Below are 25875 nucleotides of genomic sequence, written 5' to 3' on the forward strand. Positions count from 1 at the left end.
CAGTTGAAGAAGGTGTCAGATGGCCGACCAGCTCTCCCGAGTCTTCGCCGCGTTGGCGGACCCGACCCGTCGCGACATGGTGGCGCGCCTCACCGAGGCCGACCACACCGTCAACGACCTGGCCGCGCCCTACGACGTGAGCCTCCAGGCCGTCTCGAAGCACCTCAAGGTGCTCGAGGACGCCGGCCTGGTGAGCAGGACCCGCGAGGCGCAGCGCCGACCGGTGCACCTGGAAGCCGAGGTGTTCGACCTGATGACCAAGTGGATCGAGCGCTACCGCCGACAGGCCGAGGAGCGCTTCGCGCGTCTCGACGCCGTGCTCGCGCGGATGCAGGACGACGACAGCACCGCCCCGACCGCAACGACCCAGCAGCAGGAAGGAACCGCATCATGACCACCATGCAGAGCCCCGACACCAGCACCCGCTTCCCCGAGGCCGCGATCCTCGCCGACGAGCACGTGCCGGCGGTCCACATCTGGCGTGACTTCGAGGCGACCGTGGCCCAGGTGATGCGCGCGCACACCGACGCCGACCTCTTCGCGCAGTGGATCGGCCCCGACTCGCTCACCACCAGCATCGACGAGTGGTCGTGCCGCACCAACGGCGCCTACCGCTACGTCTCGCGGCGCGGCGAGGAGGAGTACGCCTTCCGCGGCACCTTCCCCTACGTCGGCGAGGACAAGATCATCCAGACCTTCACGTGGGAGGGCATGCCGGAGGCCGTGGCCCTGGAGACCCTGACGCTCGAGGACCTCGGCGACGGCCGTACCCGCCTCCACGGGTTCTCGATCTGCGACTCCTTCGAGGCGCGTGACGGCATGCTCGCCAGCGGCATGGAGGTCGGGATCCACGAGGGCTACGCCAAGCTCGACCGCATGCTCGGCGAGGGCACCGTCTGATGGCCCTCCCCGAGGCACCGGCCGCCAGGCACGAGGTGGTGGCCGGGGAGTTCGCCCGGCTGGTCGGGCAGACGACCGACTGGTCGGCCCCCGCACCCGTCGAGGGCTGGGCCGCCCGCGACGTCGTCGACCACCTGGTCTCCTGGTTCCGCGGCTTCCTGTCCGCCGGAGGCGTCGAGCTCCCGCCCGGCCCGTCGGTCGCGGACGACCCGCAGGCCGCGTGGCAGCACCACGCCGACGGCGTACAGGCCCTGCTCGACGAGCGCGGTGACGAGGAGTTCGTCCACCCCTACGTCGGTCCGCACCCGCTCGCCCGCGCGGTCGACCAGTTCTACATCTCCGACGTCTTCATGCACTCCTGGGACCTGGCCCGCGCCACCGGCCAGTCGCCACGGCTCGACGAGGAGTTCGCGGGCCAGATGCTCGCCGGCATGCAGCCGATCGAGCAGATGCTGCGCGACTCGGGACAGTACGGACCCGCCGTCCCGGTCTCCGACGACGCACCCGTGGTCGACCGGCTGATGGGGTTCGTCGGCCGCGACCCCGCGTGGCGGCCCGGCGGTCCCCGATGAGCACCGTGGTGCTGCACAACGTCGTGTCGCTCGACGGGTTCGTCGCCCGCCCCGACGACGACCCCGGCCCAATCTTCGACTGGTACTTCAACGGCGACCGGTCCCTCTCCGCGCAGGACATGGCCGATCCCGAGCCGGGCGGGCTGCGGGTCTCGCAGACGTCGTACGACTACGTGCGACCGGTGTGGGACGCGATCGGGTGCATGGTGATCGGTCGCCGCCTCTTCGACCTCACCAACGGGTGGGAGGGCCGGCCACCGACCGGCGACCACGTGGTGGTGGTGTCCCACCGGCCCAGGCCCGAGGGCTGGCACCCGGAGGCGTCCTACCACTTCGTCGACGACGTCGCCGCCGCGATCGCGAAGGCTCGCGAGCTCGCCGGCGACCGGGTGGTCGCGCTGGCGGCCGGCGACGTCGGGGGCCAGGCGCTCAGCCTCGGCCTCGTCGACGAGGTGGCGATGGACGTGGCGCCGGTCGTGCTCGGCGCCGGCAAGCGCTTCTTCGGACCCCACGACACCGAGGTGCTGCTCGACGACCCCCACGTCGTCATCCAGGGCGACCGGGTGCTGCACCTCCGTTTCCGCGTGCGCAGGTGACCTAGGGTCGCAGCATGAAGTACGTGGTCTACGGCGCCGGGGCTGTCGGTGGGGTCATCGGTGGTCGCCTCCACCTCGCGGGGCTCCCCGTGACCCTCGTCGCCCGAGGCGCACACCTCGCCGCGATCCGCTCCCGCGGGCTGGTCCTCGACGCCGGCGACGGCCGCCACACGATCGACGCCCCCGCGACCGACACGGCAGCCGACGTCGAGTGGTCCGACGACACCGTCGTGATCCTCGCGGTGAAGTCCCACCAGGCCGCGGTCGCGCTCGCCGACCTGCGCGAGCACGCGCCCGCCGGCACCGCGATCGTCTGCGCGACCAACGGCGTCGCGACCGAGATCGCGGCGCTGCGCCTCTTCGCGCGGACCTATGCCGTCTGCGTGATGCTGCCGTCGACGCACCTCGAGCCCGGCGTCGTCATCGCCGGCTGCCACCCCACCCCGGCGATCCTCGACATCGGGCGGATCCCCGGCGGGACCGACGCGACCACGGCCGCGGTGGCAGCCGACCTCGCCGTCGCGGGCATCGCCTCGGTCGAGCGCGACGACATCATGGCGTGGAAGCGACGCAAGCTCCTGATGAACCTCGGCAACGGCGTCGACGCCTCCTTCGCCCGGGGCGAGGCCGCCGACGCACTCGCCGAGCGTGCGCAGGCCGAGGGCGAGCAGGCGCTGACCATCGCCGGCCTCTCCTACGTCAGCGCGGAGGACGACCGGGCCCGGCGCGGCGACATCCTGCAGCGGCGTCCCGACCTCGAGCGCGGTGGCGGCTCGACCTGGCAGAGCCTGGCGCGCGGCACGGGCGACTCGGAGATCGACTACCTCGCCGGCGAGATCGTCCTGCTGGGCCGCCTCCACGGCGTACCCACGCCCGTCAACGAGGCCGTCGTCGCCGCCACCCGCTCGCTGGCGTACGCCGGCGCCGCCCCTCGCAGCCTCGACGCCGCCCCGGTCCTCGCCTCCCTCTGACCCTCCAGCGGTGGCGGAGCCACCTTCGAGCGCCGAGATGGGCCGGCGGGGAACGCCAGAGGCCCGCCACCCCAGCGGGGTGACGGGCCTCTGCGTGAAGGCGTGGATCAGGCCTTGGCCTCGTCCTCGGTCTCCTCGGCGTCAGCAGCCTCAGCGGCAGCCTCGTGCTCCTCGGCAGCAGCCTCGTGCTCCTCGGCAGCAGCCTCGTGCTCGGCGGCAGCGGCCTCGTGCTCGGCGGCGGCGGCCTCGTGCTCCTCGGCAGCCGTCTCGGCCGTGGCGTCCTCGGTCTCCTCGGCCTCGACCGGGGCAGCCGGCGCCGGAGCAGCGGCCTTCTCGGTCTTCTTGGTCGACGGAGCCTTCGGGCTGTAGGCCTCGGTCACCAGCTCGATGACCGCCATGGGGGCGTTGTCGCCCTTGCGGGGACCGACCTTGGTGATGCGGGTGTAGCCACCGGGGCGCTCCGAGAAGGTCGGGGCGATCTCGGTGAACAGCGTGTGCACGACCGACTTGTCGTGGATGGTCTTGAGGACCTCACGACGGTTGTGCAGGTCGCCGCGCTTGGCCTTGGTGATCAGCTTCTCCGCGACCGGGCGCAGCAGGCGCGCACGGGTCTCGGTGGTGGTGATCCGGCCGTGCTCGAACAGGGCCGTGGCCAGGTTCGACAGCATCAGGCGCTGGTGGGCCGGGCTACCGCCGAGGCGGGGGCCCTTCTTGGGCTTGGGCATGGTGTGCCTTCTTTCTCTCGGGCCGTGTCAGGTACCCGGGTAGACGACCGACGGGGAGCCGGTCGGTTTGGAGTAGACCGTGAGGTCAGTTCAGAGCTGCTCGTCCTCGATGAACGCGTCGTCGTCATCGTCGCCGTAGGCGGCGAGGGCGGCGTGCGGGTCGAAGCCGGGCGCGCTGTCCTTGAGCGAGAGGCCCATCTCGACGAGCTTGGCCTTCACCTCGTCGATGGACTTGGCGCCGAAGTTGCGGATGTCGAGCAGGTCCTGCTCCGAGCGCGAGATGAGCTCACCCACGGTGTGGATGCCCTCGCGCTTGAGGCAGTTGTAGGAGCGGACCGTGAGCTGCAGGTCCTCGACCGGAAGGGCCAGGTCGGCAGCGAGCTGCTCGTCGACGGGCGACGGGCCGATGTCGATGCCCTCGGCCTCGACGTTGAGCTCACGGGCCAGGCCGAACAGCTCGACGAGCGTCTTGCCGGCCGAGGCGATCGCGTCGCGGGGACGGATCGACTGCTTGGTCTCGACGTCGATGACGAGCTTGTCGAAGTCGGTGCGCTGCTCGACTCGGGTGGCCTCGACCTTGTAGGTCACCTTCATGACCGGGCTGTAGATCGAGTCGACCGGCATGCGGCCGATCTCGTTGTCCGCGCCCTTGTTCTGGACCGACGAGACGTAGCCGCGGCCACGCTCGACGACGAGCTCCATCTCCAGCTTGCCCTTGTCGGACAGCGTGGCGATCTTGAGCTCGGGGTTGTGGACCTCCACGCCGGCGGGCGGCGTGATGTCGGCGGCGGTGACGTCACCGGCACCGGACTTGCGGAGGTACATCACGACGGGCTCGTCGTGCTCCGAGGAGACGACGATGCCCTTGAGGTTGAGGATGATCTCGGTCATGTCCTCGGTGACGCCCTCGATGGTCGAGAACTCGTGGAGGACGGAGTCGACCTTGATGCTGGTGACCGACGCACCCGGGATCGAGCTGAGGAGCGTACGACGCAGCGAGTTGCCGAGCGTGTAGCCGAAGCCGGGCTCGAGGGGCTCGATGACGAACCGCGAGCGGAACTCGTCGACGGTCTCTTCCGTGAGGGTCGGGCGCTGAGCAATGAGCACGGAGTTCTTCCTTTCCGGATCCGACCGCTATTTGAGGGATCCGAACATGAGGTTGGCGGAAATGACGAGCTGGAAGAGGGGCGTCGGCGGCCGCCCGGAGGCGGCCACCGACGGTGGTTCACTTCTTGGAGTAGTACTCCACGATGAGCTGCTCCTGGACCGGCACGTCGATCTGCGCGCGGACCGGGACCTGGTGGATCAGGACGCGCATCCGCGACGGGATGACCTCCATCCACGCGGGGGTGACGCGCTCGCCGTGGGTCTCGCGGGCGACGATCAACGGCGTGAGCTCGAGCGACTTCTCGCGCACGTCGATGATGTCGTGGTCGGTGACCTGGAAGGACGGGATGTCGACCTTCTTGCCGTTGACCAGGAAGTGGCCGTGCACGACGAGCTGGCGGGCCTGGCGGCGCGTACGGGCGAAGCCGGCGCGGTAGACCACGTTGTCGAGGCGGCACTCGAGGAGCTGCAGGAGGTTGTCGCCGGTCTTGCCCTGGCGGCGGCTGGCCTCCTTGTAGTAGCGGACGAACTGCTTCTCCATCACGCCGTAGGTGAAACGAGCCTTCTGCTTCTCACGGAGCTGCAGCAGGTACTCGGACTCCTTGATGCGACCGCGGCCGTGCTGGCCGGGGGCGTAGGGACGCTTCTCGAAGGCAGCGTCGCCGCCGACGAGGTCGACACCGAGACGGCGCGACTTGCGGGTCATGGGACCGGTGTAGCGGGCCATGTTTCAGTCTCTCTTTCTCAGTCTCGGGTCAGACGCGACGGCGCTTGGGCGGCCGGCATCCGTTGTGAGGGGTGGGCGTGACGTCCTGGATGGTGCCGACCTCGAGGCCGATGGCACCCAGCGAACGGATGGCGGTCTCACGACCCGAGCCCGGACCCTTGACGAAGACGTCGATCTTCTTCATGCCGTGGTCCATGGCGCGACGGCCAGCGGCCTCGGCAGCCATCTGGGCGGCGAAGGGGGTGGACTTGCGCGAGCCCTTGAAGCCGACGGTGCCGGCAGAGGCCCACGAGATCACCGCACCGGTCGGGTCGGTGATCGTGACGATGGTGTTGTTGAACGTGCTCTTGATGTGGGCTTCGCCCTGAGCGATGTTCTTCTTCTCCTTGCGGCGGACCTTGGTCGCGCGGCTCTTGGGAGGCATTCACTAACTCCTGATGAGGTCTGGTCTGGAAGCGTGTGGGACGAGGGTGATCAGCGCAGGGCGCCGATCACTTCGCCTTCTTCTTGCCGGCAACCGTGCGCTTCGGACCCTTGCGGGTGCGCGCGTTGGTCTTGGTGCGCTGACCGCGGACCGGGAGGCCCATGCGGTGGCGGCGACCCTGGTAGCTGCCGATCTCGATCTTGCGGCGGATGTCCGCCTGGACCTCGCGTCGGAGGTCACCCTCGATCTTGAAGTTGGCTTCGATCTCGTCACGAAGCTTGACCAGCTCCTCGTCACCGAGCGTGTGGACCCGAGCGTTCGGGTCGACGCCGGTGGCGGCCAGGAGCTGCTGGGCGCGGGTACGGCCGATGCCGTAGATGTAGGTGAGTGCGATCTCGATGCGCTTGTCGCGCGGGAGGTCAACACCAACGAGGCGTGCCATGTGGCGGTTTCCTTGTCTGTTCTCGCATCGGTTTCAGGTCGTGTCGCGTCCCATGAGTGCCGCTTGCGAGCAAGCTCGCTGTGCGCTCTTTGTGGTGGTTGTCTCGACTTCGTCGATCCAACCGTCCTCATTCAGGCTCCGGCCGGTGCTCCGGAGGTGGTTCAGCCCGCTTGCGCGGACCTAGCGATCACGTTGTATTGAGTTGCTGTTGCTTGGTCCCTGCTGAGGTTCAGGCTCGCTAGCCGCAAGCGGCTGCGCGACTCGTGATCTCGTCCGGCGGAGCCGGAGCGAGATCACTCACCCTCAGCCCTGCCGCTGCTTGTGGCGGGGGTTCTCGCAGATGACCATGACCCGGCCGTGACGGCGGATGACCTTGCACTTGTCACAGATGGGCTTGACGCTCGGGTTGACCTTCATGTCAACGGATTCCTTGCTACTCGGCTGCTCGGTTACTTGTAGCGGTAGACGATCCGACCCCGGGTGAGGTCGTACGGCGAGAGCTCCACCACGACCCGGTCCTCGGGGAGGATCCGGATGTAGTGCTGTCGCATCTTGCCGCTGATGTGCGCGAGCACCTTGTGCCCGTTGGCCAGCTCCACGCGGAACATGGCGTTGGGAAGGGCCTCCACGACGGTGCCCTCGATCTCGATCACGCCTTCTTTCTTCGGCATGTCCTCCACAATCTGTTGTCTCGTTGTCTACCGTGGCCCGGGAACCGCCCGGCACCCGCAGGTGGCCGGTGGACCTCGTGTGCGGTTCCTGGGAGCCTCTTCCCGGACACACGCGCGGTCGTCTGCGACGATCGCACGAGATTCCGGGCAGCCGCGAGGCACCACGAAACGCAGCCCACGTTGGGCCGACGCACCAGTTTAGTCAGGCGTGCGCCGAGAACGCCAATCAGCGAGCGAGCGCAGCCGGGCCAGGCGTCCGGTCGCCGGCTCCCCCGTCGACGCCTCGTCCCGGTGGTCCGCCCCGGCGGGGTCGGTCGCGGGTGCGGACCGGCCTCGACGCAACGAGCGCAGGCTGATGGCGGCCCGCAGCCGCTGCCACGTGCCCACCTCCTGCGACATCGCCCGGCGCTCGGCGTCCACGGACTCCCAGTAGGTCGCCGCGGCGGACTCGACGGGCACGCTCGGGCCGAAGACGAAGCTGTCGGCGCGCCGGGCCAGTGCCCCGGCCTGACCGGACACGATGCCCACCGACTGCTCGCGACGGGTGACCGTGGGCCCCAGGGGCACCACCTGCCCCAGGTCGCGGGCGTGGTCGACGAGCTCGCGCCACGCGCCGACGAAACGGGCCGACGCCGAGTCCGCGCTGCGCCGCCGGTGCCGGCGCCACGCCTTGATCCCCACGATCGCGCCGAGGAGCAGCGCGAGGAGGAGCAGCGGCCCACCGACGTAGGTCAGCACCACGCCGATCCACGACGGGAGCCCGGCGACCAGGCCCTCGTCCTCGGCGGCGTCCTTCTTCGAGGCCTTGCGCTCCTTGAGGTCGGCGTCGCTCTGCTCACCCGCGTCGGAGGGCGGCGGGATCGGGTTGGGCGGCGGGATCACCGTCCCGGACATCGGGGTGTTGGTCTCGGGGATCTGCTCGGCCGGCGGCGTCAGCGACATGAACGCCTCGGTCGGCAGCGTGCGCCACGAGCCGTCGGCGGCGCGGAGCTCGACCCACGCCGACACGTCGCTGCCCGTCACCACGCCGCCCTCGGGCACGACGGCACCGAGGACCACCCGCGCCGGGACGCCGATGTCGTTGGCGATCAGCGCCATCGTGGCGGCGTACTGCTCGTCGTTGCCGACGATCTGCGGCGCGTTGACGAACTCGTCCGACAGCCGCCAGACGCTGTGGCCGCCGACGTAGATCTTCTCGGTGCGTCCGACGCCGTCGGAGTACTTGCCCTGCGACCGCAGGTGCTCGGCCGCGGCGAGGACGCGGTCCATCGGGTCGGTCCCGGCGCCCTCGGTCCACTTCTCGGTCGGAGCCTGGATGAAGGACGCGCTCGGCGGGAGGCTGGTGAGCTCGTCCGAGCCCACCGTCTCCGGCGTGAGCACGTCGTCGGGCTGGATCTCGGTGAACGTGTAGCGGTCGCCGGGCTGGAGGCCGGACGGGACCACCGCGGTCGAGGTCGCCAGGTTGTAGCGGAAGACCTCGGCCTTGGCGCGCGCGTCGGCGGTCTCGAAGCGCATCGACTGGAGCGCGCCGACGGTCGGCAGCCACACGCCCGACCAGCCCTCGCCGAGGGTGATCGTCACCTCGGTCGCGCGGCCACCGTCGGCCGGGTCGGCCACCGGGTTGTCGATGGTGGAGGAGACGCGCTGGAACGAGTCGTCGGCGGGTCCGGGCAGCGCGTTGTCGCTCGCGCCCCACACCATGCCGTCGTAGCGGTCCATCGTGGCGAACCGGACCCGGGTGTTGGCGGGGAGGTCGCCCTCGACCTCCAGCAGCGTCTTGTCGTAGACGTTGGCGCCGTTGGCCTGCCCCTTGGGGTTGACGTACCTGCGGAAGCCGGCGAGCGGCGAGGGGTAGCGGCCGATGTCGAAGGGCGGCTCGACCCAGTTGCGAGCCACGGCACGCTCGGCGTCCGCGCCGGCCAGCACCCCGCTGACCGGGAAGGCGATCCCCGCGGCCAGGGCGAGCATCGCGACGGCCCCGACACCCCGGACGTAGGACGTCGTACCGCCCTGCACCGCAGCACTGGCACGGCGTGCGCGGATCGCCAGCCAGGCGAGCGCGAGCCCGGCGAACACCGAGCCCTGGAGCAGCAGGGACTGCGGGTGGCGTACGCCGAGCAGGATCGCGCCCGACAGGGCGAGGGTCATCCCGACGACCGGGAGGACGGCGGCCAGCCAGGCGCGGCGCACCGGCAGGTGGGCGAGCCCGAGGCCGACCAGGCCGGCGAGCAGCCCGGCCAGCCACGGCAGGACCAGCAGGGGTCCGTCGCCGTCGACGGGCGGGAGGGTGGTGAGCAGGTCCTTCCAGCCGAACACGGCCTGGTCGGCGACCCGCGCGAGCGTCGAGGCACTGGGGAACAGGGCGCCGTCGCCGAGAGAGCGCAGGCAGAGCGGCCCGCCCAGCAGGAAGAACAGCACCACGCAGATGACGACGGCCGAGATGATCGGCCACCCGGCGGCACGGGTGAGGTGGGTGACCACCACTGCGAGGAGCGCGCCGAGCATGCCCACCACGAGGTAGGTGGCGCCGGTGAACGAGCTGCCCAGGGCGCTCAGCGCGACCGCGGCCAGGACCAGCGTGAAGCCGATGTCGATCCACGAGTGGCGGTCGGGCAGCAGCGCGTGCGCGCGGACCCGGGTGCGGGTGCCGGTGCTCGACGACGTCTTCACGCGCGCTCCGGCCCTCGTCTGCTGCTGCTCGTTCATCGCACGCTCCAGCGCAGCAGGCCGCCGAGGTCTTCCTTGGCGGCGAGGTGCAGGACGGGCAGGCCGCCGGTCTCGGTGACCCGGCTCGAGCCCTCGGGGTCGACCACGATGCCGAACCTGCGGACCTCGGGAGCGAACGCCGCGGCCGAGCGCAGCAGGTCGCGGAAGCCCGTGCCGGTGCCACCGACGAAGAAGGCCAGGCTGGTGTCGCGGGCCAGCGTGCTCGCCTGACGACCCGACTCGACGATGCCGCGCTGCCCGAAGTCGGCGCGGCACACGGCGTCGAGCGCGAGGTAGCCGTCGGAGCCCGAGGCACCCGCCGAGGCATGCGGGCCGCAGACGAAGGACACGTCGAACTCGTCGAGCACCGCCCGGACCGCGATCGAGGCCGCCACCGCCATCGCGGTCTCGAAGTCCTCCGGGTCCGACCACGACGACAGCCGGTCGTCGACCACGATCGTGGCGTGGCTGCGGCGGGTGTCGAGGTACTGGCGGACCAGCAGGGCGGACTCGCCCGTCGAGGCCATCACCTTGGCCGACGAGCGCCAGTGGATGTGCCGCAGGTCGTCGCCGGGGACGTACTCGCGCAGCGCGTGGAAGGCCAGGTCGCTCTGGCTGACGGCGTCGGTGGAGACGCCCTCGAGGTCGCGCAGGAGGCCGGCGCCCAGCGACTCCATCGGCACCAGGTGCGGACGGACGAGCACCTCGCGCACCGGCGTCCACACCACGTCGCGGGAGAAGATGCCGATCGGGTCGCCCCGACGCGTCATGGCCGGGCCGACCGCGATCACGCCGCGCCGCTCGGTGCGGATCGTGAAGGACTCCTCGTGCGTGGCGCCGGGGGCGAGCGAGCTGATGCCGTAGCGGTGGATCGCCGAACCCACCGGCACCTCCAGCGTGGTCGGCACCAGCCGCGACGAGGCGCGGTTGACCACCAGGACGCCGGCGGCCACCGACTCCCCCGCCGCGACCCGCTCGGGCTGGAGGCGGAGGTCGACCGACACCGCGGTGCGCCCCATCAGGAAGGGCAGCGAGAGGACGATGAGGGCGAGGCAGGCCGTGCCGAGGACCGACAGCTCACGCCACTGCGTGAGGCTCGCGACCAGGAGCGCGCCCAGCCCGAGCCCGAGGACCAGCCAGCCGATTGGCTTGATCACCTCCAGCGCATCGTTCAACCGCTGCCTCATCGCCGCTTCAGGCCCCCACGCGGTCCGTCGGCGGCGCGACGGCGTCGAGCAGGCGCGAGATCACGGTCTGCACGTCGACGCCGCTGAACTGCGCCTCGGCGTCGAGCAGCAGGCGGTGCGAGAGCACCGGCTCGGCGAGGTCCTTGATGTCGTCGGGAACGACGTGGTCGCGACCGTCGGCGGCGGCCCACGTCTTGGCGACGCGGACGAGGGCCAGGCAGCCGCGCGGCGAGAGGCCGAGCTTGACGTGGGGCTGGCGACGCGACTCCTCGGCCAGCTCGGCGACGTAGCCGATGACGGCCGGGTCGACGTAGACCTGGTCGGCCAGGCCGCTCATCTGCGCGATCGTCGCGGCCGTGATCACCGGCTGCACCAGTGCGGCGCGGTCGCGCACCGCGGCGTTGTTGAGCAGCTCGACGGTGGCCTGGCGGTCGGGATAGCCGACCGACGTCTTCATCAGGAACCGGTCGAGCTGGGCCTCGGGCAGCCGGTAGGTGCCGGCCTGCTCGATCGGGTTCTGGGTGGCGATCACCAGGAACGGCTTGCCCACCGGGTGCGCGACGCCGTCGACGGTGACGCGGCCCTCCTCCATCACCTCGAGCAGCGCCGACTGGGTCTTGGGCGAGGCGCGGTTGATCTCGTCGGCGAGGACGATCGTGTGGAAGATCGGGCCGGGGTGGAACTCGAACGTGCCCTTGTGCTGGTCGTAGACCGTGACGCCGGTGACGTCGGACGGCAGCAGGTCAGGGGTGAACTGCACCCGGGCGTGGCTGCCCTGCACGGTGTTGGCCAACGCACGCGCGAGCATCGTCTTGCCGGTGCCGGGGAAGTCCTCGAGGAGCACGTGGCCCTCGGAGAGCAGGCAGGTCAGCGCCAGCCGTACGACGTGGCGCTTGCCGAGGACGGCCTTCTCCATGTTGTCGGTGAGCTGGTCGAAGGTGGTCCTGAACCACTCTGCCTGTTCGTGGCTGATCGTCATGCTGCTCTCTTTCTCATCACCAGTTGCCGGGGGACGCCAGGAAGTCGACGTCGTCGCCCGCGAGCCGGTCCCACCGGCAGAGGGCCGTCGTGGTGCCGCCGCGGAAGTAGATGGGGACGATCTGGTCGCTCGAGGAGTACCAGGGACCCCACGTCCGCTCGTTCTTCGACCACCATGCGTCGCGCGTGTTGTCCACCTCGCAGCTGACGCCGTCGCCCGTGCGCAGACCGCGGATCAGGAACTGCACCCGCGCGCAGGTCGCCTCGACGCAGTCGGGCTGGCTCCCGTTCTGCTTGCAGTCGGGCAGGGTGGAGTCCGCGGCGTCGCTGCACGCCGTGCCTCTCGTCACCTGCACCGTCGGCGGGGGCGGCGGCCCGCTGCGGTCCGAACGGCCCTTCGACGCCGTGCCGCGCCCTCCCGGAGCCGCATCCTGCAGGGTCACGTCGATCCGGACGTCACGGTCGAAGTCGTCGGCCGTGAAGGAGAAGGGCTGCGTGAATGAGCCGGCACCGCCGAGGTCGATGATCTGGGCGGGCCCGCCGTTCACGCGGACGGCCAGCTGGGCAGGATCACCGTTGCTCGTGCCGCTGATCGACCACGTCAGGTCCCGGCCGTTGACGTTGGCTGCCGGGATGTCGTTGAGCATGTTGGCCAGGGGACCGAACGACTGCACGCTCTGCTGGCCGCTCAGGGTGCACCCGGCCGGTGCCTTCTCGTTGCAGACCCGGAGCTGGATGGGATAGGGCTGCTCGTTGCTCGGCACCAGGATCCGGGTCGTGTACGTGCCGATCCCCTGGTTGAAGGACTTGTTGACCAGACCGCCGACCAGGATGTCCACCTTGCTGGTCGTGCCGCGCGAGTCGGGCACCGTGTACTGGAGCTGGACCTCCTGGTTGGTCCCCGTGGCGTTCGCCGTGAAGGGACCCCACTGTGCGGGCCGTCCGACCGACTCGATCGCCGTGCCCTCGCTCGGCTGGGACCGGTTGCCGGGCTGGTTCGCGGCCGTGACGCGGTAGGTGTACGTCTGTCCGTCGTAGGGCACGCCCTGGTGGGTGCACGACAGCGAGGCGAGCTTCTGGCAGCCCGGGACGGCGCCCGAGGCGCCATCGCTCGTCGTGTAGGAGACCGTGTAGACGGTGGGTCCCTGGCCCTCGGGCAGGACGGCCTGCCACGTGATGCGCATGTTCGTCTGGTTGGCCCCCGCTTCGAGATCGGTGACCGCCGGTGCAGGCGGGGCCGGCGGCGTACCGAGCGGCTGGAACTCTGCGGACGAGCGCGGCGCCGAGTAGCCCACGGTGTTCTGGGCCTTCACCGTGAAGACGTACTTCTCGTTGTTGTTGAGCCCGGGCGCGGCAAAGCTCAGCTGGTTGCCGGGGACGACGGCCTGGCCACCGACCCAGGTGATCGTGTAGTCGTCGATCCTCGCGGCTCCGATGATCGACGGCTTGTCCCACGCGATCGTGATCGTGCCGTCGCCCTGGCTCTTCATCCGGATGTTCTGCACCCGGCCGGGCTCGGTGTCGGCACGCGCGGTCTGGGACAGCTCGCTGTAGTCGCTCGGGCCGACGCGGTTGTAGGCCCGGACCCGGAAGTTGTAGTTGCCGGTGCTGTTCTTGACGAGCTTGCGGAAGACGCACTCGTTGGTCTCGCACCTCTGCGTGGTGCCCTTCCGCTCCTCCTTCACCTCGTAGTAGAGGATCGGAGCCCCGCCATCGTCGTCGGGCGGTGCCCACGACATCTTGACCGTGTCGATCTCGTCGGACTGCTGGTAGGGGCGTGGCGCGCCGGGCGTCGAAGGAACCCCGATGACCTGGAACTGGATCCGGGCCTCGGCCTGGCGCTCGGGTGGCGGGCTCGAGGAGGAGACGTCACTGACGACCAGCCGGAACGCGGCCTGCGCGCCACGCGCGTCCTTGTCGGCAGTCAGCGTCAGCTTCCCACCCGAGGACGTCGCGCGGACGCCGGGGTTGTTGCCGGTGCCCTGCACCGACACGATCGTCGGGTCGGGGTCGGACACCCCGGCCTGCAGGTAGGGGCCGATGTCGATGGTGCGCGACTCACCCGCCTCCATCGCCTCCACCGGGATGGGGTTCATGGTCGGAGGCGGCGCCTGCGCGAGCCGGAAGCGCACCTCCTCGACGTTGCTCTCGCCGGCCTGCACGGACAGCACGGCCTCGCCGCCCCGGGTGGCGGTGTCCGCGGCCGTCACCGCCACCACCGAACCGTCCGGCGCGCCGACGTCGACCCCGTCGACGGACTCGCTCCAGTCTGCCGAGTACTCGAGCCCGGCCTCGTCGCGCGGGTCGACGGTGAACACCTTGCAGAAGGTGGCGATGTCGAGGTCGTAGCTCTGCCCGGCGGAGATCGGGACGACCTGGGACGGACACTCGAGCTCGGGCCGGTCGTCGCCGACCAGCACCGGGATCGACAGGAGCACCGTCGCGCCGTCGTCGGTGGTGGTGACGTCCTCGTTGCCTGTCTCGTCGGTCGCGGTCGTGACCTCGACCAGCACCGCGCCGGGTCCGCGGAATCCCTCCGGGGCGCTGAGGGTGAATCCGCTGGCGCCGTCCGGTCCGACCGCGAGCTGAGCCGGCGATGCCGACCAGGATCGGCGGCCGGACGCGAGTCGCACGTCGCCGCCGTCGGGCGCCGCGACGTAGTCACCCAGCCTGCCCGTGATCGTCTCGCCCGGGTCCAGCTTGATCAGTGCCTTGTCGACCACGTAGGGCAGGCCGGTGCCGGTCGGCGGGACGTAGACCGACGCCGTCGCCGACGCACCGTCGAGGTCCTCGACGACGAACGGCAGCACCTTGGGCGCCACGCCCCGGTCGGCCCGCACGGACACGTCGTCGACGACGGTCGCGGACGGGTCTCCGCTCACGCCGGAGACGCGGAGGTCGTCGGTCGTGCCGTCAGGGTCGTACGCACCGTCGAGCACGTCGACCACCACGCTGCCGCTGTCCTCGACCCGGCCGAACGCGTCGTAGACGATGGGCGGGTTGTTGAAGCCCTCCGCGGTCTCGAGCGTCATCGTGGACCGCGACTCGCTCAGGCCGTTGGTGACGCTGTAGACCAACACGAGGGGGCGAGCGCCGGCCGTCTCGGGCGCCGGCACGGTGACGAGGTTGGTGTCGGGGTCGAGCTTGGCGCCCTCGGGGCCGTCGAGCAGGGTGACCTTCACGGAGTCGCCCGGCGCGACGTAGTCGTTGGCGAGCGGGTCGAACGTCGCCGTACGCCCCGGCGCTACGGTGAGCCGGTCCTCGACCGCGAGCGGCGGCTGGGGCTGCGTGGCCTCCACGACCGCCACCCGGACGGTGCCGGTGGCGAAGGCGCCCTGCGAGTCCACCACGGAGTAGGTGAACTCGTCGGTGCCGACCGTGCGCGGGTAGGCCTCGTACTCCAGGAAGTTGCCGCCGTAGCCCACGATCCGTCCGAGCCGGGGCGCGGAGGTGATGCCCGTGACCGTCACGGGGTCACCGTTGCGGTCGACCCCGGTGCCGGGCACCCGGATCTTCACCGAGTCGGCGGAGGTCACCCGGCTCTCGAGCGTCGGGGGCTCCGGCGGGTCGTTGGGGTCGTCCTTGGGCACGACGGTCACCCGGAGGACGCCGTTGGCCTTCTCCCCCTCGAGGTTCTGCGCGACGTAGGTGATCTCGTAGGTGTCGCGTTCCTTGATCCTGTCCGGGGCGACGTAGCGCACGACGCGTCCGGAGACGAAGGCGCGGCCGACGTCACCGGTGACGTCGATCGGCGCGACGACGTCGAGCTCGCCCGGGGTGTCGCTGTCGATCAGGTCGTTGACCAGGGTCAGCCGGTCCCCGGACGGCGACACGTCGTTGTCGAGCACGGGCGCGCTGACCGACGATCCCGCCCTCACGACCACCCGGTCACCGGCCGTGATCGGGGTGTTGTCGGCCGGGGCCTCGCGCTGGGTGACCACGACCTCGCCGCGGATGCCCGAGCTGGTGCCGTTGCTGATCGTGTACGACACCGTCTGGGTGGCCGGCGACAGGTCGGGCTGCACGGCCGAGATCCGCAGCCAACGACCGTCGATGATGGCGACGTCGAGCTGGCCGGGACGATCGCCCGCTCCCCGCTGCACGACCAGGAGCCCGCCGGCCGGGTCGAGGTCGTTGGCGAGCACGTCGACGATGCCCGGCGCCTGGCCGTAGATCGTGAGGGTGTCGGGCATCGCGATGGGGTCCGCCGCCCGCTTCGGTCGTGGCTTCACGTCGACGCGGATGGTGCCCTCGTCGAGCGTGGCGTTGCCGTAGGCCGCGTCGTAGCTGAGGAAGTAGGTGCCGGCCCGGTCTCCGGTGAAGGTGAGCTGCCCGGTGTCGAGGTCGGTGACGACCTTGGAGCCCGGCTGCTGGGGGACCTTGCCGCCGAGTGCGAGCTCCGCGTTGGGGGTGTCGGGGTCCGAGCCGGGGAGGTCGTTGAGGAGCGGGCGGATCTTGATCGGCTTGCCGACCTCCCCGCGTACGACGTCGGGCTCGGCGCTCGGCGGGAAGGAGTCCTGGTCCTTGGGTGCCTGCACCTGGAAGGCCAGCGACTTCTTCACCGCCGGCGAGCGGCCGTCCGTCACGGCGAACTCGACGCGGATCGTCTGCGGTCCGTCCGCCGCTGTGGAGGGGGCGCTGAACCTGATCCGCCCGTCCGCCGTGGTGCGCGCCGTGGCGCCGCTCTCCTCGCCACCGGTCGCGGCGGCCGAGTCGAGCAGGAGGGTGTCGCCGTCGGCGTCGTCGCGCCAGTCCGCGAGCACGGGGACCGTGAGTGACCCACCGTGCGGCACGCGGTAGACCGGCTTCCGGTAGCCCGCCCGCACGTCGGGCTGCTCGTTCTCCGCGCCGCTGCGGACGTCGACGGTCACCGCCGCGCGCGCCGAGAGCCCGTTGCGACCGTCGTCGATGGTGTAGTCGAACGTGGCCGGCCTGGCCTCGTCGGGCATCTGCAGGACCAGGGTCTGACCGTCCGGGCTGATCTCGACCCGCGCACCACCGGTGGGCTGGTCGACGTCGACGATGCTGAGCAGTCGGCCCTCGGGAGCCGCGTCGTTGTCGAGCGGGTGCAGCACCGTCGTCCGGCCGGGCCGCACGCCGTAGGAGTCGGGCTTGGCCGTCGGCGGACGGCGGTCGGCCTCGCTGGGGTTCTCGTTGTCCTTCTCGTCGTCCTCGCTCTGCTTCTTCGAGGTGAACGCGTCCCAGTTGTCGATGTCGATCGGGCGGTCCTGCTGGACGTCCCACACGGCGCCGCTGTTGGCGTCGTTGAGGACGATCTCACCACGGTTGACGCGGAAGGCCAGGCTCGTGGCGTTGCCACCCAGCTCGTCCTCCATGATCTCCTGCGCGCCGCACTGCGTGGCCACGGCTCCCACGCCGCCCGACCACGCGCCGAAGACGCAGGGGCCGAGCCGCACCGGCTGGACCGGGGTGCCCGAGTAGGTCGAGGTGATGGTGGTGACGTCGCCGGACGCGAGGTCGACGCTCAGCAGTCCGTCGCCGGCGCCGACGAGGACTGCGTCGTAGGACGGTCCGGACTGCTGGAGGACGCTGCCGGCGGGTACCGACGCGGTGGCGCCGTCGAGCACGCGGAGCACCCCGGAGTCGGAGTCGAGCGTGACCACGCGCTCCCCCACCGTGGTCACCTCGCTCACCTGGCCGGCGTCACCCGGGAGGTCGGTGGTCGAGGGCTTGCCGAAGCCCGGGCCGGCGGGGTCGATGGTCGTCACGGTGCCGTCGGACGCCGACGTGACGACGATCGTGCCGCCCTGGCTGACGGCGAGCGCGGCGTCCTCGCCGGCCTCGGCGAGCGGCTTCGACTGCACGTCGAGCGAGCCCATGAGGGGCTTGCCGACCTCGGAGTCGTAGCGGACCGCCCAGACCTCACCGGTCTCGGGGTCGGTGCTCGCGAGCGTGCCGCCGCCCATCCGGACCGAGGCGGCCGCGGGGACGGCCGCCGATCCGCCGTCCTGCAGCTGCAGGCGCGTGGTCTCGATGGCCTGGCCTCGCGCGGAGTTCAGGTCGAGCGTGACGACCGACGCGCCGTCCTGGACGACGTCGAGCCGGGTCTTGCCGTCGTCGCTGGGGACGACGCCGTCGAGCTGGTTGATCGGCTTGTTGAGCCGGCCGGACCAGCCCTTCTTGCCGTTGACGACCCAGATGCCGCCGTCGTTGAGCTCGGCCTCGTGCTTCTTGTAACCGCTCGCGCTGATGGCGTACACCGCCACCGCGCCCGATGCGATCGCCAGTGCGACACCGGAGGCAATGCCCACCCGGTGCCGTCGCACGAAGGTCGCACGCGCCACGCCACTTTCCCCCTTGGCCACACGGTCGACGTGCGCCCGCCGCAGTCAACCACAGGGAGGGTAAGTAGGTGTCGGAGAATCCGACAAGTCGCCGACCACGTGCGCGGACTGGTGGGATGGGTGATGATGGTGGTGTGGGCGCGTACGAGGGGAGCCGACGTTGATCGTCGATGCGCGGTACACCAGTGGGGCTGGTGTGCTGATCGGCAGTGGTGCCCACTGGGTGCTGCTCACCGACCCGGGTGACGAGCAGGTCGTCCAGGAGATCTGGGACGTCCTGTCCATGACCGCCCCCTCCGGCTCGACCGTCGTCGAGCGGGTCCTCGCGATCGTCGAGAAGTCCTTCGACGGCGACCCGCCGGGCCTGGCGGTCGTGGACTTCACCTCCGGCGCCTCGACCACGCTCTCCCGCGGGTCCGGCCACGTACGGATGGCCGGCCCCGGCCGCGTGCTCAGCCTCGACGGCGGCAACGACCCCGGCGAGCTCGAGACGACCCGGCGGCTCGTCGGCGGGGTGGTCGCCGCCCAGCGCGTCGAGCTCAAGCCGATCTCGATGCGCGTCGCCCCCGCACACCAGGCGCAGGAGGCCGCAGCGCCGCTGCCCGCGGCCGGCATGATCGACGGGATCCCGGCCGCCATCCTCGCGGCCAAGGGCCCCGACGGCCCGCCCCCGCGCAACCGGATCCGCCCGCCCGTGGACGACACCGGACCGGCGCGGGACACCTCCGAGCCCGACCCGCTCCTCGCCGCGCGCATCGAGGAGGGCACCCGCACCACCATCCGTACGCCGTCCGAGCCGCACAGCGCCCCGGTGGCCGGTGCCGAGGTCCTCGACTCCCACGACGAGCACGACGACCACGACGGCTCCACCACCTTCCGACCGGCACACCTCTCCCACAACACCGCGCCCACGGTCCTCGCGGTCAGCTGCCCGCTCGGCCACCTGACGCCGCCGGTGTCTCCGCAGTGCCGCGTGTGCCACCAACGCGTCGCGCCGCAGGAGCCGCGCCGCGTCGACCGCCCGCCGCTGGGCGGGCTGCGGCTGCCGACCGGCGAGGTCGTGCCGCTCGACCGCGGTGTGGTGCTGGGGCGCAAGCCCGCTCCCGCCGACGGCAGCACCGACTGGCCCCACCTCGTGCACCTGCCGCGGGACCACTCGTTCGTCTCGCGCCAGCACCTCGAGATCGAGCTCGACGGCTGGGACGTCGTGGCGCGCGACCTCGACAGCAGGGGCGGCACGACCATCGCCCCGCCCGGGCGCGAGCCGCAGCGGATGCGGCCGCGCGACGCCTACGTCCTCGAGCCGGGCACCGTCCTGGACCTGGCGCAGGTCTACGCCGTCCGCTTCGAGACGGGGGCGGTTGCCCGGTGAGCGCCCCGGTCATCCCCGGGTTCGCGTTCATCGAGCACCTGGGCAGCGGCGGTTTCGCCGACGTCTTCCTCTACGAGCAGCAGTGGCCGCGCCAGCGCGTCGCGGTCAAGGTCGTCCGCCCCGACGTCCCGCTGACCGACCGCGAGAAGTACCTCTTCACCGCCGAGGCCAACGCGATGGCTCGGCTGGCCGACCACCCCTACATCGTCTCGGTGATCACCGCGGGTGTCACCGCCGAGGGTGGGCGCCCCTTCCTCGTGATGCGCTACTGCCCGCCACCCGATCTTGGGGTGCGGGTGCGCTCGAACCCGATGGCGCCGGTCGACGCGGTGGCGACGGGCATCAAGCTCGCGAGCGCTATCGAGACGGCCCACCGCTCGGGCATCCTCCACCGCGACATCAAGCCCAGCAACGTCCTGGTCACCACCTATCACGAGCCCGCCCTGACCGACTTCGGGATCGCTGGCCACATGGCCGACGTCGACGGCGACAGCGACGTGCGCATCTCCTACCCGTGGTCGCCGCCCGAGCTCCTCGACGGCCGGTCCAACGGCTCGGTCGCCTCGGACGTCTACTCCCTCGGCGCCACCATCTGGCACCTGCTCGTGGGTCGCTCGCCCTTCTCCATCCCCTCGGGCGACAACTCCACGCGTGCGCTCAGCGCACGCATCCTGCACGCGGCTCCCCCGGCGACCCAGCGGCCCGACGTGCCGCCCGCGCTCGACCGGCTGCTCCAGCAGTGCCTGGCCAAGCGGCCCGAGCACCGGCCGGCCAGCGCGCTCGAGCTCGCCCGGGCGCTGCAGCGCATCGAGTCCGCCGCCGGCTGGTCGCGCACCGCCGTCGCGGTGGAGGGCGACCGGCCCGACGCCTCGGTCGCGGCGCCCGAGGTGGCCGAGGCCCCCGAGGACGCCACCGCGATGAAGCCGGTGACGGTGATCTCGGCGAGCGGCCCGCGGCGGATCGCCGCCCAGGACGTCGCACCGGCCGTCGAGGACGACGAGGAGGCCTCGTCGGTGTCCGGCCTCGTCTGGGCGGGCATCGGAGCGCTGGTCGTGGCGCTGGTGGTCGGGTTCCTGGTCTTCGGTGGCAACGACCGCGAGGAGGACCCCGGCGTGGTCGTCCCGACCGAGTCGCAGGTGCCGAGCGCCGTCGTGCCCGACGAGCTCACGTCGGCTCCGACGCTCTCCGGGCGTCGTACGGCACGCGGGGTGATGTTCGAGTGGGAGCCGACGGTCCCCGTCGAGCCCGGCGACTCGTTCAGCTACCACCGCGACGACACCGACGACTACGGCCGCACCACCAAGCAGCAGCTGCTGCTGCGCACCGACGAGCCGGTCTGCCTCGACCTCCGGATGACCCGCGGGTCCGACAACTCCCCGAGCGTGAGCGAGTGCGTCACCTGATCCGTGTCGCGGTTGCGGCCTGCACGCTGGTGCTGGCCTGCTCAGGCGCGGCTGCGGCGCGGGTCGACCGCACCTCCCCCGACGAGCAGCGGATCCTCGACCTGCTCGGACAGGCACGGATCGTCGACGACATCGGCTACCACCCCGGCTACGACCGCGACTGCGATCCCGGCGCCTGCGTCTTCGGCGAGCCCTGGACCGACGACCACGCCGGCCCTCGAGGCCACAACGGGTGCACCACCCGCGAGGACGTCCTGCTCATGCAGATGAATGACATCGAGCTGCGCTGGGGATCGCGGTGCCGCATCTACGAGGCGCGGCTGCGCGATCCCTACTCGGGCGAGCGGATGACGTGGCGCGACGACGGCTACGACATCTCGATCGACCACGTCTACCCGCTCGCCCGTGCCTGGCACGGTGGCGCGTGGGCGTGGCCGCTGCGCACGCGGATCACCTTCGCCAACGACGTACGCCGCGAGCTGCTGGCGGTCTCCGCGCGCACCAACCAGGCCAAGGAGGCCGACGGCCCGGGCGAGTGGCTGCCGCCCTGGCGCCGCTCGCACTGCGACTACGTACGCCGTTACGTCGGCGTGGCCGTGGCGTGGGACCTGCCCCTCACCACGGCCGACGCGGACGCCGTACGCCGTGTCGCCGCGACCTGCTGAGCCCGACCGGGCCGCTGTTCGTCAGTCGTCTTCCCAGTCGCGGCGCGGACCGGTGGCCGCGTCCTGCGCCTCCGCAGTCATCCGGCTCGAGACGAAGAGCGACAGGGCCGCGGTGATGGCCAGCGTCGCCACGATCACGACGAGGGAGAGCCAGATCGGGATCTCCAGCCAGGCGTAGTCGAGGTGCTCGCCGCCGTTGATGAACGGCAGCTCGTTCTCGTGGAGGGCGTGGAAGAAGAGCTTGACGCCGATGAAGGCCAGCAGGAACGCCAGGCCGTAGGAGAGGTAGATCAGGCGCTGGAGGAGGCCGCCGATCAGGAAGTAGAGCTGGCGCAGGCCCATCAGCGCGAAGATGTTGGCCGTGAGCACCAGGTAGGGCTCCTTGGTGATGCCGAAGATGGCCGGGATCGAGTCGAGCGCGAAGAGCAGGTCGGTCGTGCCGAGGGTGATGATCACGATGAACATCGGCGTGATCATCCGCTTGCCGGCCTCGCTGTGGAACAGCTCGCGGCCGTGCCACTCCGAGGTGGCCGGGAAACGTTTCTCGACGAACGCGACGACGCGGTTCTCCTCGAACTCGTCGTCCTCGTCCTCGCCGCCCTCCCGGGCCAGCTTGAAGGCCGTGTAGACGAGGAAGAGCCCGAAGAGGTAGAAGATCCAGCTGAAGTTGCTGATCGCGGCGGCGCCGACGGCGATGAAGATCGCCCGCATGATCAGCGCCATCACGATGCCGATCATCAGGGCGTACTGCTGGAGCTCCTTGGGCACGGCGAACTTCGCCATGATGATGATGAAGATGAAGAGGTTGTCGATCGAGAGCGAGTACTCGACCAACCATCCGGAGAAGAACTCCAGGCCGTGCTGGTGGTCCCACGTGATCCACACGCCGATGCCGAAGATGATCGCCAGCCCGACGTAGATCGACAGGTAGGTCGCGCACTCCTTCATGCTCGGCTCGTGCGGCCGACGGCCGACGACGAAGAGGTCGAAGGTGAAGATGGCGACGGTCACGACGCCGGTGGCGATCCAGACCCAGGTGGGGACGTCCACGTGTGTGCTCCTAGCGGTGGGGGTGAGTCGGCGCCCGCGCAGCACACGGACACCGGAGGTCTCTTCCGCTCGCAACCGATCTGCCGAGCCAGTGGCACCGGGCGCCGCTCGCGCGGACACCGTGATGACGACACCACTGCGTGGGAATACTCCCCTCCAGTACCCACATCCTGTCACGCCCGCCGGGGGCGTGGGAAAACGAGCGGTCAGCGTCCGCCGAATGGGACGCCGAGCTCGGCGAGCCGCGCCTCCCCGCCGTCGACCGCGGTCAGCACCCAGGAGCCCTCGGGCGTGACGGTGAAGGTGTGCTCGAAGTGCGCGGCCATCGACCCGTCAACGGTCGCGACGGTCCACTCGTCCTCGAGCAGGTCGGTGTCCTTGCTGCCGAGGGTGACCATCGGCTCGACGGCCAGGGCCAGTCCCTCGACGATCCCGGGACCGCGACCGCGTCGGCCGTAGTTGGGCACGTTGGGCGCCATGTGCATCTCGGTCCCGATCCCGTGCCCGGTGTAGTCCTCGAGGATGCCGTAGCGCCCCTGCGAGCGGACGTAGGTCTCGATCGCGTGGCTGATGTCGGTGACCCGGCCGCCGAGGCGCGCGGCGGCCATCCCCCGCCAGAGCGACTCCTCGGTGACCCTCAGCAGCTCGCGCACGTCGTCGCCGACCTCGCCGACGGGGACGGTGATGGCTGCGTCGCCGTGCCACCCCGCGACGATCGCGCCGCAGTCGATCGAGATGACGTCGCCGTCGACGAGCGTCCGCGGCCCGGGGATGCCGTGCACGACCTCGTCGTTGACCGAGGCGCAGATCGTCGCCGGGAACGGCGGCTGGCTGTAACCCTTGAACGACGGGATGCCGCCGTGGTCGCGGATGTGGGTCTCGGCGAGCGTGTCGAGCTCGAGCGTCGTCACACCCGGGCGGGTCGCGGACCGGAGCAGCTCGAGGGTCTCCCCCACGAGCAGACCAGCGACACGCATCAGGTCGATCTGGTCACGCGTCTTGATCTCGAGACCACGGTCCCGGAAGCCCATCTGCGGCGAACCCTTCCCGGGTCAGCTCTGCGGGATGACGTCGAGCGCGGCGAAGATGCGCTGGGTGACCTCGTCGACCTCGCCCATCCCGTCGACCTCGACGAGGATGCCGCGGTCGCGGTAGACGCCGATGAGCGGCTGCGTCTGCTCGGAGTAGACCTCCTGCCGGCGCCGGATGACGTCCTCGGTGTCGTCGGCGCGGCCGTCGGTCTGCGCGCGCTGGAGCAGGCGCTGCACGAGCTCCTCGGAGTCCACGGTCAGCACCACGGCCGCGTCGAGCGAGTGGCCGGTGTGCTTGATCATCGCGTCGAGCTCCTCGACCTGGTCGAGGGTGCGCGGGTAGCCGTCCAGCAGGAAGCCAGGAGTTGCGTCGGGCTCGTCGATCCGGTCACGGACCATCCGGTTGGTGACCTCGTCGGGGACGTACTCGCCGGCATCCATGTAGCGCTGCGCCTCGACACCGAGCGGCGTCCCCTGCGAGACGTTGGCGCGGAAGATGTCGCCGGTGGAGATGGCCGGCACACCGAAGTGCTCGGCCACGAAGCGGGCCTGGGTGCCCTTGCCCGCACCCGGCGGGCCCATGAGGATCAGTCTCATCTACTTCAGGAATCCTTCGTAGTTGCGCTGCTGGAGCTGGCTCTCGATCTGCTTCACCGTGTCGAGCGCAACGCCGACCATGATGAGGATGGACGTGCCACCGAACGGGAAGTTCTGGTTGGCGCCGATCATCGCGAACGCGACGAGCGGGACCAGCGAGATCAGACCGAGGTAGAGGGCTCCAGGGAACGTGATGCGGGACAGGACGTAGGACAAGTAGTCCTCGGTCGGCTTGCCCGCCCGGATCCCGGGGATGAAGCCGCCGTACTTCTTCATGTTGTCCGCCACCTCGACAGGGTTGAAGGTGATCGAGACGTAGAAGTACGTGAAGAAGATGATCAGCAGGAAGTAGGAGAGCATGTAGAGCGGGTGGTCACCACCGACGAGGTAGGTGCCGATGAAGTCCAGGACCGGGTTCGTGCTCTCCGGGTTGAACTGCACCGCCATCGCCGGGAGGTAGAGCAGCGACGAGGCGAAGATGACCGGGATGATGCCGGCCTGGTTGACCTTGAGCGGGATGTAGGTCGAGTTGCCGCCGAACATCTTGCGGCCCACCATCCGCCGGGCGTACTGCACCGGGATGCGGCGCTGTGCCTGCTCGATGAAGATGACGCCCGCCACGAGGATCAGCCCGATCACCATGACGATGCCGAAGACGACCCAGCCCTTCGAGGTCTGGACGCTCCACAGCGACGCGGGGAAGGTCGCGACGACCTGGGTGAAGATGAGGATCGACATGCCGTTACCGATGCCGCGGTCGGTGATGAGCTCGCCGAGCCACATGATGACGGCGGTGCCGGCGGTCATGGTCACGACCATCACGAGGAAGGTCCCGGTGCCGTCGTCGTGGAGCAGGTCGCGCTCACAGCCCTGGAGCAGGGCCTTGTTGCGGGCGAGCGCCACGATGCCGGTCGCCTGGAGGACCGCGAGGCCCAGCGTCAGGTAACGCGTGTACTGGGTGATCTTCGCCTGGCCGGCCTGGCCCTCCTTCTTCAGCGCCTCGAGACGCGGGATCACCACGACGAGGAGCTGCAGGATGATCGAGGCCGTGATGTAGGGCATGATCCCGAGCGCGAAGATGGTGAGCTGGAGCAGCGCACCACCCGAGAAGAGGTTGATGAGGCTGTAGAGGCCCCCCTCCTCGAGCTGGCTGATGCAGGCCTGGACGTTGGCCACGTGGACGCCCGGGGTCGGGACCTGCGATCCGAGCCTGAAGATCGTGACGATCAGCAGGACGAACAGCAGCTTCTTCCGCAGGTCCGGGGTCCGGAAAGCGTTGGCGAACGCGCCTAGCACTGGTTCCTCTTTCATTCGGGTGCCCGGCCGAGTCAGGCGGGCGGCGAGAAGCCCCGTCGCCGTGGTGCGGCGAAAGGCCCGGGGAAGCCTAACAGTCGGGCTGTGGCCTGCTTCCCCCAGCAATCATGTGGAGAACGACGAAGGCCCGGC

23 protein-coding genes are annotated in these 25875 nt (G+C 70.5%); 8 read left to right on the forward strand and 15 right to left on the reverse strand.

Going from position 1 to position 25875, the window contains the following annotated elements; all coding sequences use genetic code 11:
* Positions 1-19 precede the first annotated feature (19 nt).
* Genes JI751_RS14670 through JI751_RS14690 form a run of 5 tightly spaced genes read left to right on the forward strand, consistent with a single transcriptional unit; the run spans position 20 to position 3039 of the window.
* Positions 20-394, forward strand: coding sequence for an ArsR/SmtB family transcription factor (locus tag JI751_RS14670; RefSeq protein ID WP_201938265.1), 375 nt, complete (start codon positions 20-22; stop codon positions 392-394).
* Complete coding sequence (locus JI751_RS14675) at positions 391-900, forward strand: SRPBCC domain-containing protein (protein ID WP_236666267.1); 510 nt, start codon at positions 391-393, stop codon at positions 898-900. Before JI751_RS14670 ends, JI751_RS14675 begins: the two co-directional genes overlap by 4 nt.
* The gene (locus JI751_RS14680) at positions 900-1472 is read left to right on the forward strand and encodes a TIGR03086 family metal-binding protein (protein WP_201938266.1); all 573 of its coding nucleotides are present in this window, start codon (positions 900-902) and stop codon (positions 1470-1472) included. Before JI751_RS14675 ends, JI751_RS14680 begins: the two co-directional genes overlap by 1 nt.
* The gene (locus JI751_RS14685) at positions 1469-2068 is read left to right on the forward strand and encodes a dihydrofolate reductase family protein (RefSeq protein ID WP_201938268.1); all 600 of its coding nucleotides are present in this window, start codon (positions 1469-1471) and stop codon (positions 2066-2068) included. Before JI751_RS14680 ends, JI751_RS14685 begins: the two co-directional genes overlap by 4 nt.
* Before the next feature lie 14 nt (positions 2069-2082).
* On the forward strand, positions 2083-3039 hold the full coding sequence (locus JI751_RS14690) for a ketopantoate reductase family protein (RefSeq protein ID WP_201938270.1): 957 nt from the start codon (positions 2083-2085) through the stop codon (positions 3037-3039).
* 107 nt (positions 3040-3146) lie between these two features.
* Here the strand turns inward: JI751_RS14690 and rplQ are convergent, their stop codons facing one another.
* The 11 genes from rplQ to JI751_RS14745 form a co-directional block, all read right to left on the reverse strand.
* Positions 3147-3764, reverse strand: coding sequence for a 50S ribosomal protein L17 (gene rplQ / locus JI751_RS14695; RefSeq protein ID WP_201938272.1), 618 nt, complete (start codon positions 3762-3764; stop codon positions 3147-3149).
* A gap of 90 nt (positions 3765-3854) precedes the next feature.
* Positions 3855-4871, reverse strand: coding sequence for a DNA-directed RNA polymerase subunit alpha (locus JI751_RS14700; RefSeq protein WP_129474471.1), 1017 nt, complete (start codon positions 4869-4871; stop codon positions 3855-3857).
* A gap of 118 nt (positions 4872-4989) precedes the next feature.
* Entirely contained in the window at positions 4990-5598 is a 609-nt protein-coding gene (gene rpsD / locus JI751_RS14705; RefSeq protein WP_201938281.1) for a 30S ribosomal protein S4, read from the reverse strand.
* Between the two features lie 28 nt (positions 5599-5626).
* On the reverse strand, positions 5627-6022 hold the full coding sequence (rpsK, locus tag JI751_RS14710) for a 30S ribosomal protein S11 (RefSeq protein WP_010831742.1): 396 nt from the start codon (positions 6020-6022) through the stop codon (positions 5627-5629).
* Positions 6023-6089: 67 nt separating this feature from the next.
* The gene (gene rpsM, locus JI751_RS14715) at positions 6090-6464 is read right to left on the reverse strand and encodes a 30S ribosomal protein S13 (RefSeq protein WP_056599771.1); all 375 of its coding nucleotides are present in this window, start codon (positions 6462-6464) and stop codon (positions 6090-6092) included.
* A gap of 303 nt (positions 6465-6767) precedes the next feature.
* Positions 6768-6881: a 50S ribosomal protein L36 gene (gene rpmJ / locus JI751_RS14720; RefSeq protein WP_004008316.1), complete on the reverse strand. Its 114-nt coding sequence runs from the start codon at positions 6879-6881 to the stop codon at positions 6768-6770.
* A gap of 32 nt (positions 6882-6913) precedes the next feature.
* The gene (gene infA / locus JI751_RS14725; protein ID WP_056599768.1) at positions 6914-7135 is read right to left on the reverse strand and encodes a translation initiation factor IF-1; all 222 of its coding nucleotides are present in this window, start codon (positions 7133-7135) and stop codon (positions 6914-6916) included.
* A 198-nt stretch (positions 7136-7333) separates the two neighbouring features.
* Positions 7334-9841: a transglutaminase-like domain-containing protein gene (locus JI751_RS14730; protein ID WP_201938283.1), complete on the reverse strand. Its 2508-nt coding sequence runs from the start codon at positions 9839-9841 to the stop codon at positions 7334-7336.
* Complete coding sequence (locus JI751_RS14735; protein ID WP_201938292.1) at positions 9838-11016, reverse strand: DUF58 domain-containing protein; 1179 nt, start codon at positions 11014-11016, stop codon at positions 9838-9840. The genes JI751_RS14730 and JI751_RS14735 overlap by 4 nt, the downstream gene beginning before the upstream one ends.
* 19 nt (positions 11017-11035) lie before the next feature.
* Positions 11036-12007, reverse strand: a complete 972-nt coding sequence (locus tag JI751_RS14740; RefSeq protein ID WP_201938294.1) for an AAA family ATPase — start codon at positions 12005-12007, stop codon at positions 11036-11038.
* 16 nt (positions 12008-12023) lie between these two features.
* Complete coding sequence (locus JI751_RS14745) at positions 12024-18311, reverse strand: fibronectin type III domain-containing protein (RefSeq protein ID WP_201938296.1); 6288 nt, start codon at positions 18309-18311, stop codon at positions 12024-12026.
* Positions 18312-18507: 196 nt separating this feature from the next.
* Between JI751_RS14745 and JI751_RS14750 the strand changes: the two genes are divergently transcribed.
* Genes JI751_RS14750 through JI751_RS14760 form a run of 3 tightly spaced genes read left to right on the forward strand, consistent with a single transcriptional unit; the run spans position 18508 to position 21751 of the window.
* Complete coding sequence (locus tag JI751_RS14750) at positions 18508-19683, forward strand: FHA domain-containing protein (RefSeq protein ID WP_201938298.1); 1176 nt, start codon at positions 18508-18510, stop codon at positions 19681-19683.
* On the forward strand, positions 19680-21086 hold the full coding sequence (locus JI751_RS14755; protein WP_201938308.1) for a serine/threonine-protein kinase: 1407 nt from the start codon (positions 19680-19682) through the stop codon (positions 21084-21086). The genes JI751_RS14750 and JI751_RS14755 overlap by 4 nt, the downstream gene beginning before the upstream one ends.
* Positions 21074-21751: an HNH endonuclease family protein gene (locus JI751_RS14760; RefSeq protein ID WP_201938310.1), complete on the forward strand. Its 678-nt coding sequence runs from the start codon at positions 21074-21076 to the stop codon at positions 21749-21751. The genes JI751_RS14755 and JI751_RS14760 overlap by 13 nt, the downstream gene beginning before the upstream one ends.
* 21 nt (positions 21752-21772) lie before the next feature.
* Here the strand turns inward: JI751_RS14760 and JI751_RS14765 are convergent, their stop codons facing one another.
* The 4 genes from JI751_RS14765 to secY all read right to left on the reverse strand — a co-directional run bounded on the left by JI751_RS14765 (position 21773) and on the right by secY (position 25725).
* The gene (locus tag JI751_RS14765; RefSeq protein WP_201938312.1) at positions 21773-22801 is read right to left on the reverse strand and encodes a TerC family protein; all 1029 of its coding nucleotides are present in this window, start codon (positions 22799-22801) and stop codon (positions 21773-21775) included.
* A 206-nt stretch (positions 22802-23007) separates the two neighbouring features.
* A complete protein-coding gene (gene map, locus JI751_RS14770) occupies positions 23008-23832 on the reverse strand; it encodes a type I methionyl aminopeptidase (RefSeq protein ID WP_201938314.1) in 825 nt (274 codons plus the stop codon).
* 21 nt (positions 23833-23853) lie between these two features.
* Positions 23854-24429, reverse strand: coding sequence for an adenylate kinase (locus tag JI751_RS14775; RefSeq protein ID WP_201938316.1), 576 nt, complete (start codon positions 24427-24429; stop codon positions 23854-23856).
* On the reverse strand, positions 24430-25725 hold the full coding sequence (secY, locus tag JI751_RS14780; protein ID WP_201938318.1) for a preprotein translocase subunit SecY: 1296 nt from the start codon (positions 25723-25725) through the stop codon (positions 24430-24432). It lies immediately after the preceding gene.
* Positions 25726-25875: the final 150 nt, after the last annotated feature.

This window comes from Nocardioides baculatus, from assembly GCF_016735675.1.
GTDB lineage: Bacteria > Actinomycetota > Actinomycetes > Propionibacteriales > Nocardioidaceae > Nocardioides > Nocardioides baculatus.

Bases quoted from the DNA above. Each gene is read 5' to 3' on its own strand.
- JI751_RS14670 (WP_201938265.1), top strand. From the start codon at position 20: ATGGCCGACCAGCTCTCCCGAGTCTTCGCCGCGTTGGCGGACCCGACC.
- JI751_RS14675 (WP_236666267.1), top strand. From the start codon at position 391: ATGACCACCATGCAGAGCCCCGACACCAGCACCCGCTTCCCCGAGGCC.
- JI751_RS14680 (WP_201938266.1), top strand. From the start codon at position 900: ATGGCCCTCCCCGAGGCACCGGCCGCCAGGCACGAGGTGGTGGCCGGG.
- JI751_RS14685 (WP_201938268.1), top strand. From the start codon at position 1,469: ATGAGCACCGTGGTGCTGCACAACGTCGTGTCGCTCGACGGGTTCGTC.
- JI751_RS14690 (WP_201938270.1), top strand. From the start codon at position 2,083: ATGAAGTACGTGGTCTACGGCGCCGGGGCTGTCGGTGGGGTCATCGGT.
- rplQ (WP_201938272.1), bottom strand. From the start codon at position 3,764: ATGCCCAAGCCCAAGAAGGGCCCCCGCCTCGGCGGTAGCCCGGCCCAC.
- rpsD (WP_201938281.1), bottom strand. From the start codon at position 5,598: ATGGCCCGCTACACCGGTCCCATGACCCGCAAGTCGCGCCGTCTCGGT.
- rpsK (WP_010831742.1), bottom strand. From the start codon at position 6,022: ATGCCTCCCAAGAGCCGCGCGACCAAGGTCCGCCGCAAGGAGAAGAAG.
- rpsM (WP_056599771.1), bottom strand. From the start codon at position 6,464: ATGGCACGCCTCGTTGGTGTTGACCTCCCGCGCGACAAGCGCATCGAG.
- rpmJ (WP_004008316.1), bottom strand. From the start codon at position 6,881: ATGAAGGTCAACCCGAGCGTCAAGCCCATCTGTGACAAGTGCAAGGTC.
- infA (WP_056599768.1), bottom strand. From the start codon at position 7,135: ATGCCGAAGAAAGAAGGCGTGATCGAGATCGAGGGCACCGTCGTGGAG.
- JI751_RS14730 (WP_201938283.1), bottom strand. From the start codon at position 9,841: ATGAACGAGCAGCAGCAGACGAGGGCCGGAGCGCGCGTGAAGACGTCG.
- JI751_RS14740 (WP_201938294.1), bottom strand. From the start codon at position 12,007: ATGACGATCAGCCACGAACAGGCAGAGTGGTTCAGGACCACCTTCGAC.
- map (WP_201938314.1), bottom strand. From the start codon at position 23,832: ATGGGCTTCCGGGACCGTGGTCTCGAGATCAAGACGCGTGACCAGATC.
- JI751_RS14775 (WP_201938316.1), bottom strand. From the start codon at position 24,429: ATGAGACTGATCCTCATGGGCCCGCCGGGTGCGGGCAAGGGCACCCAG.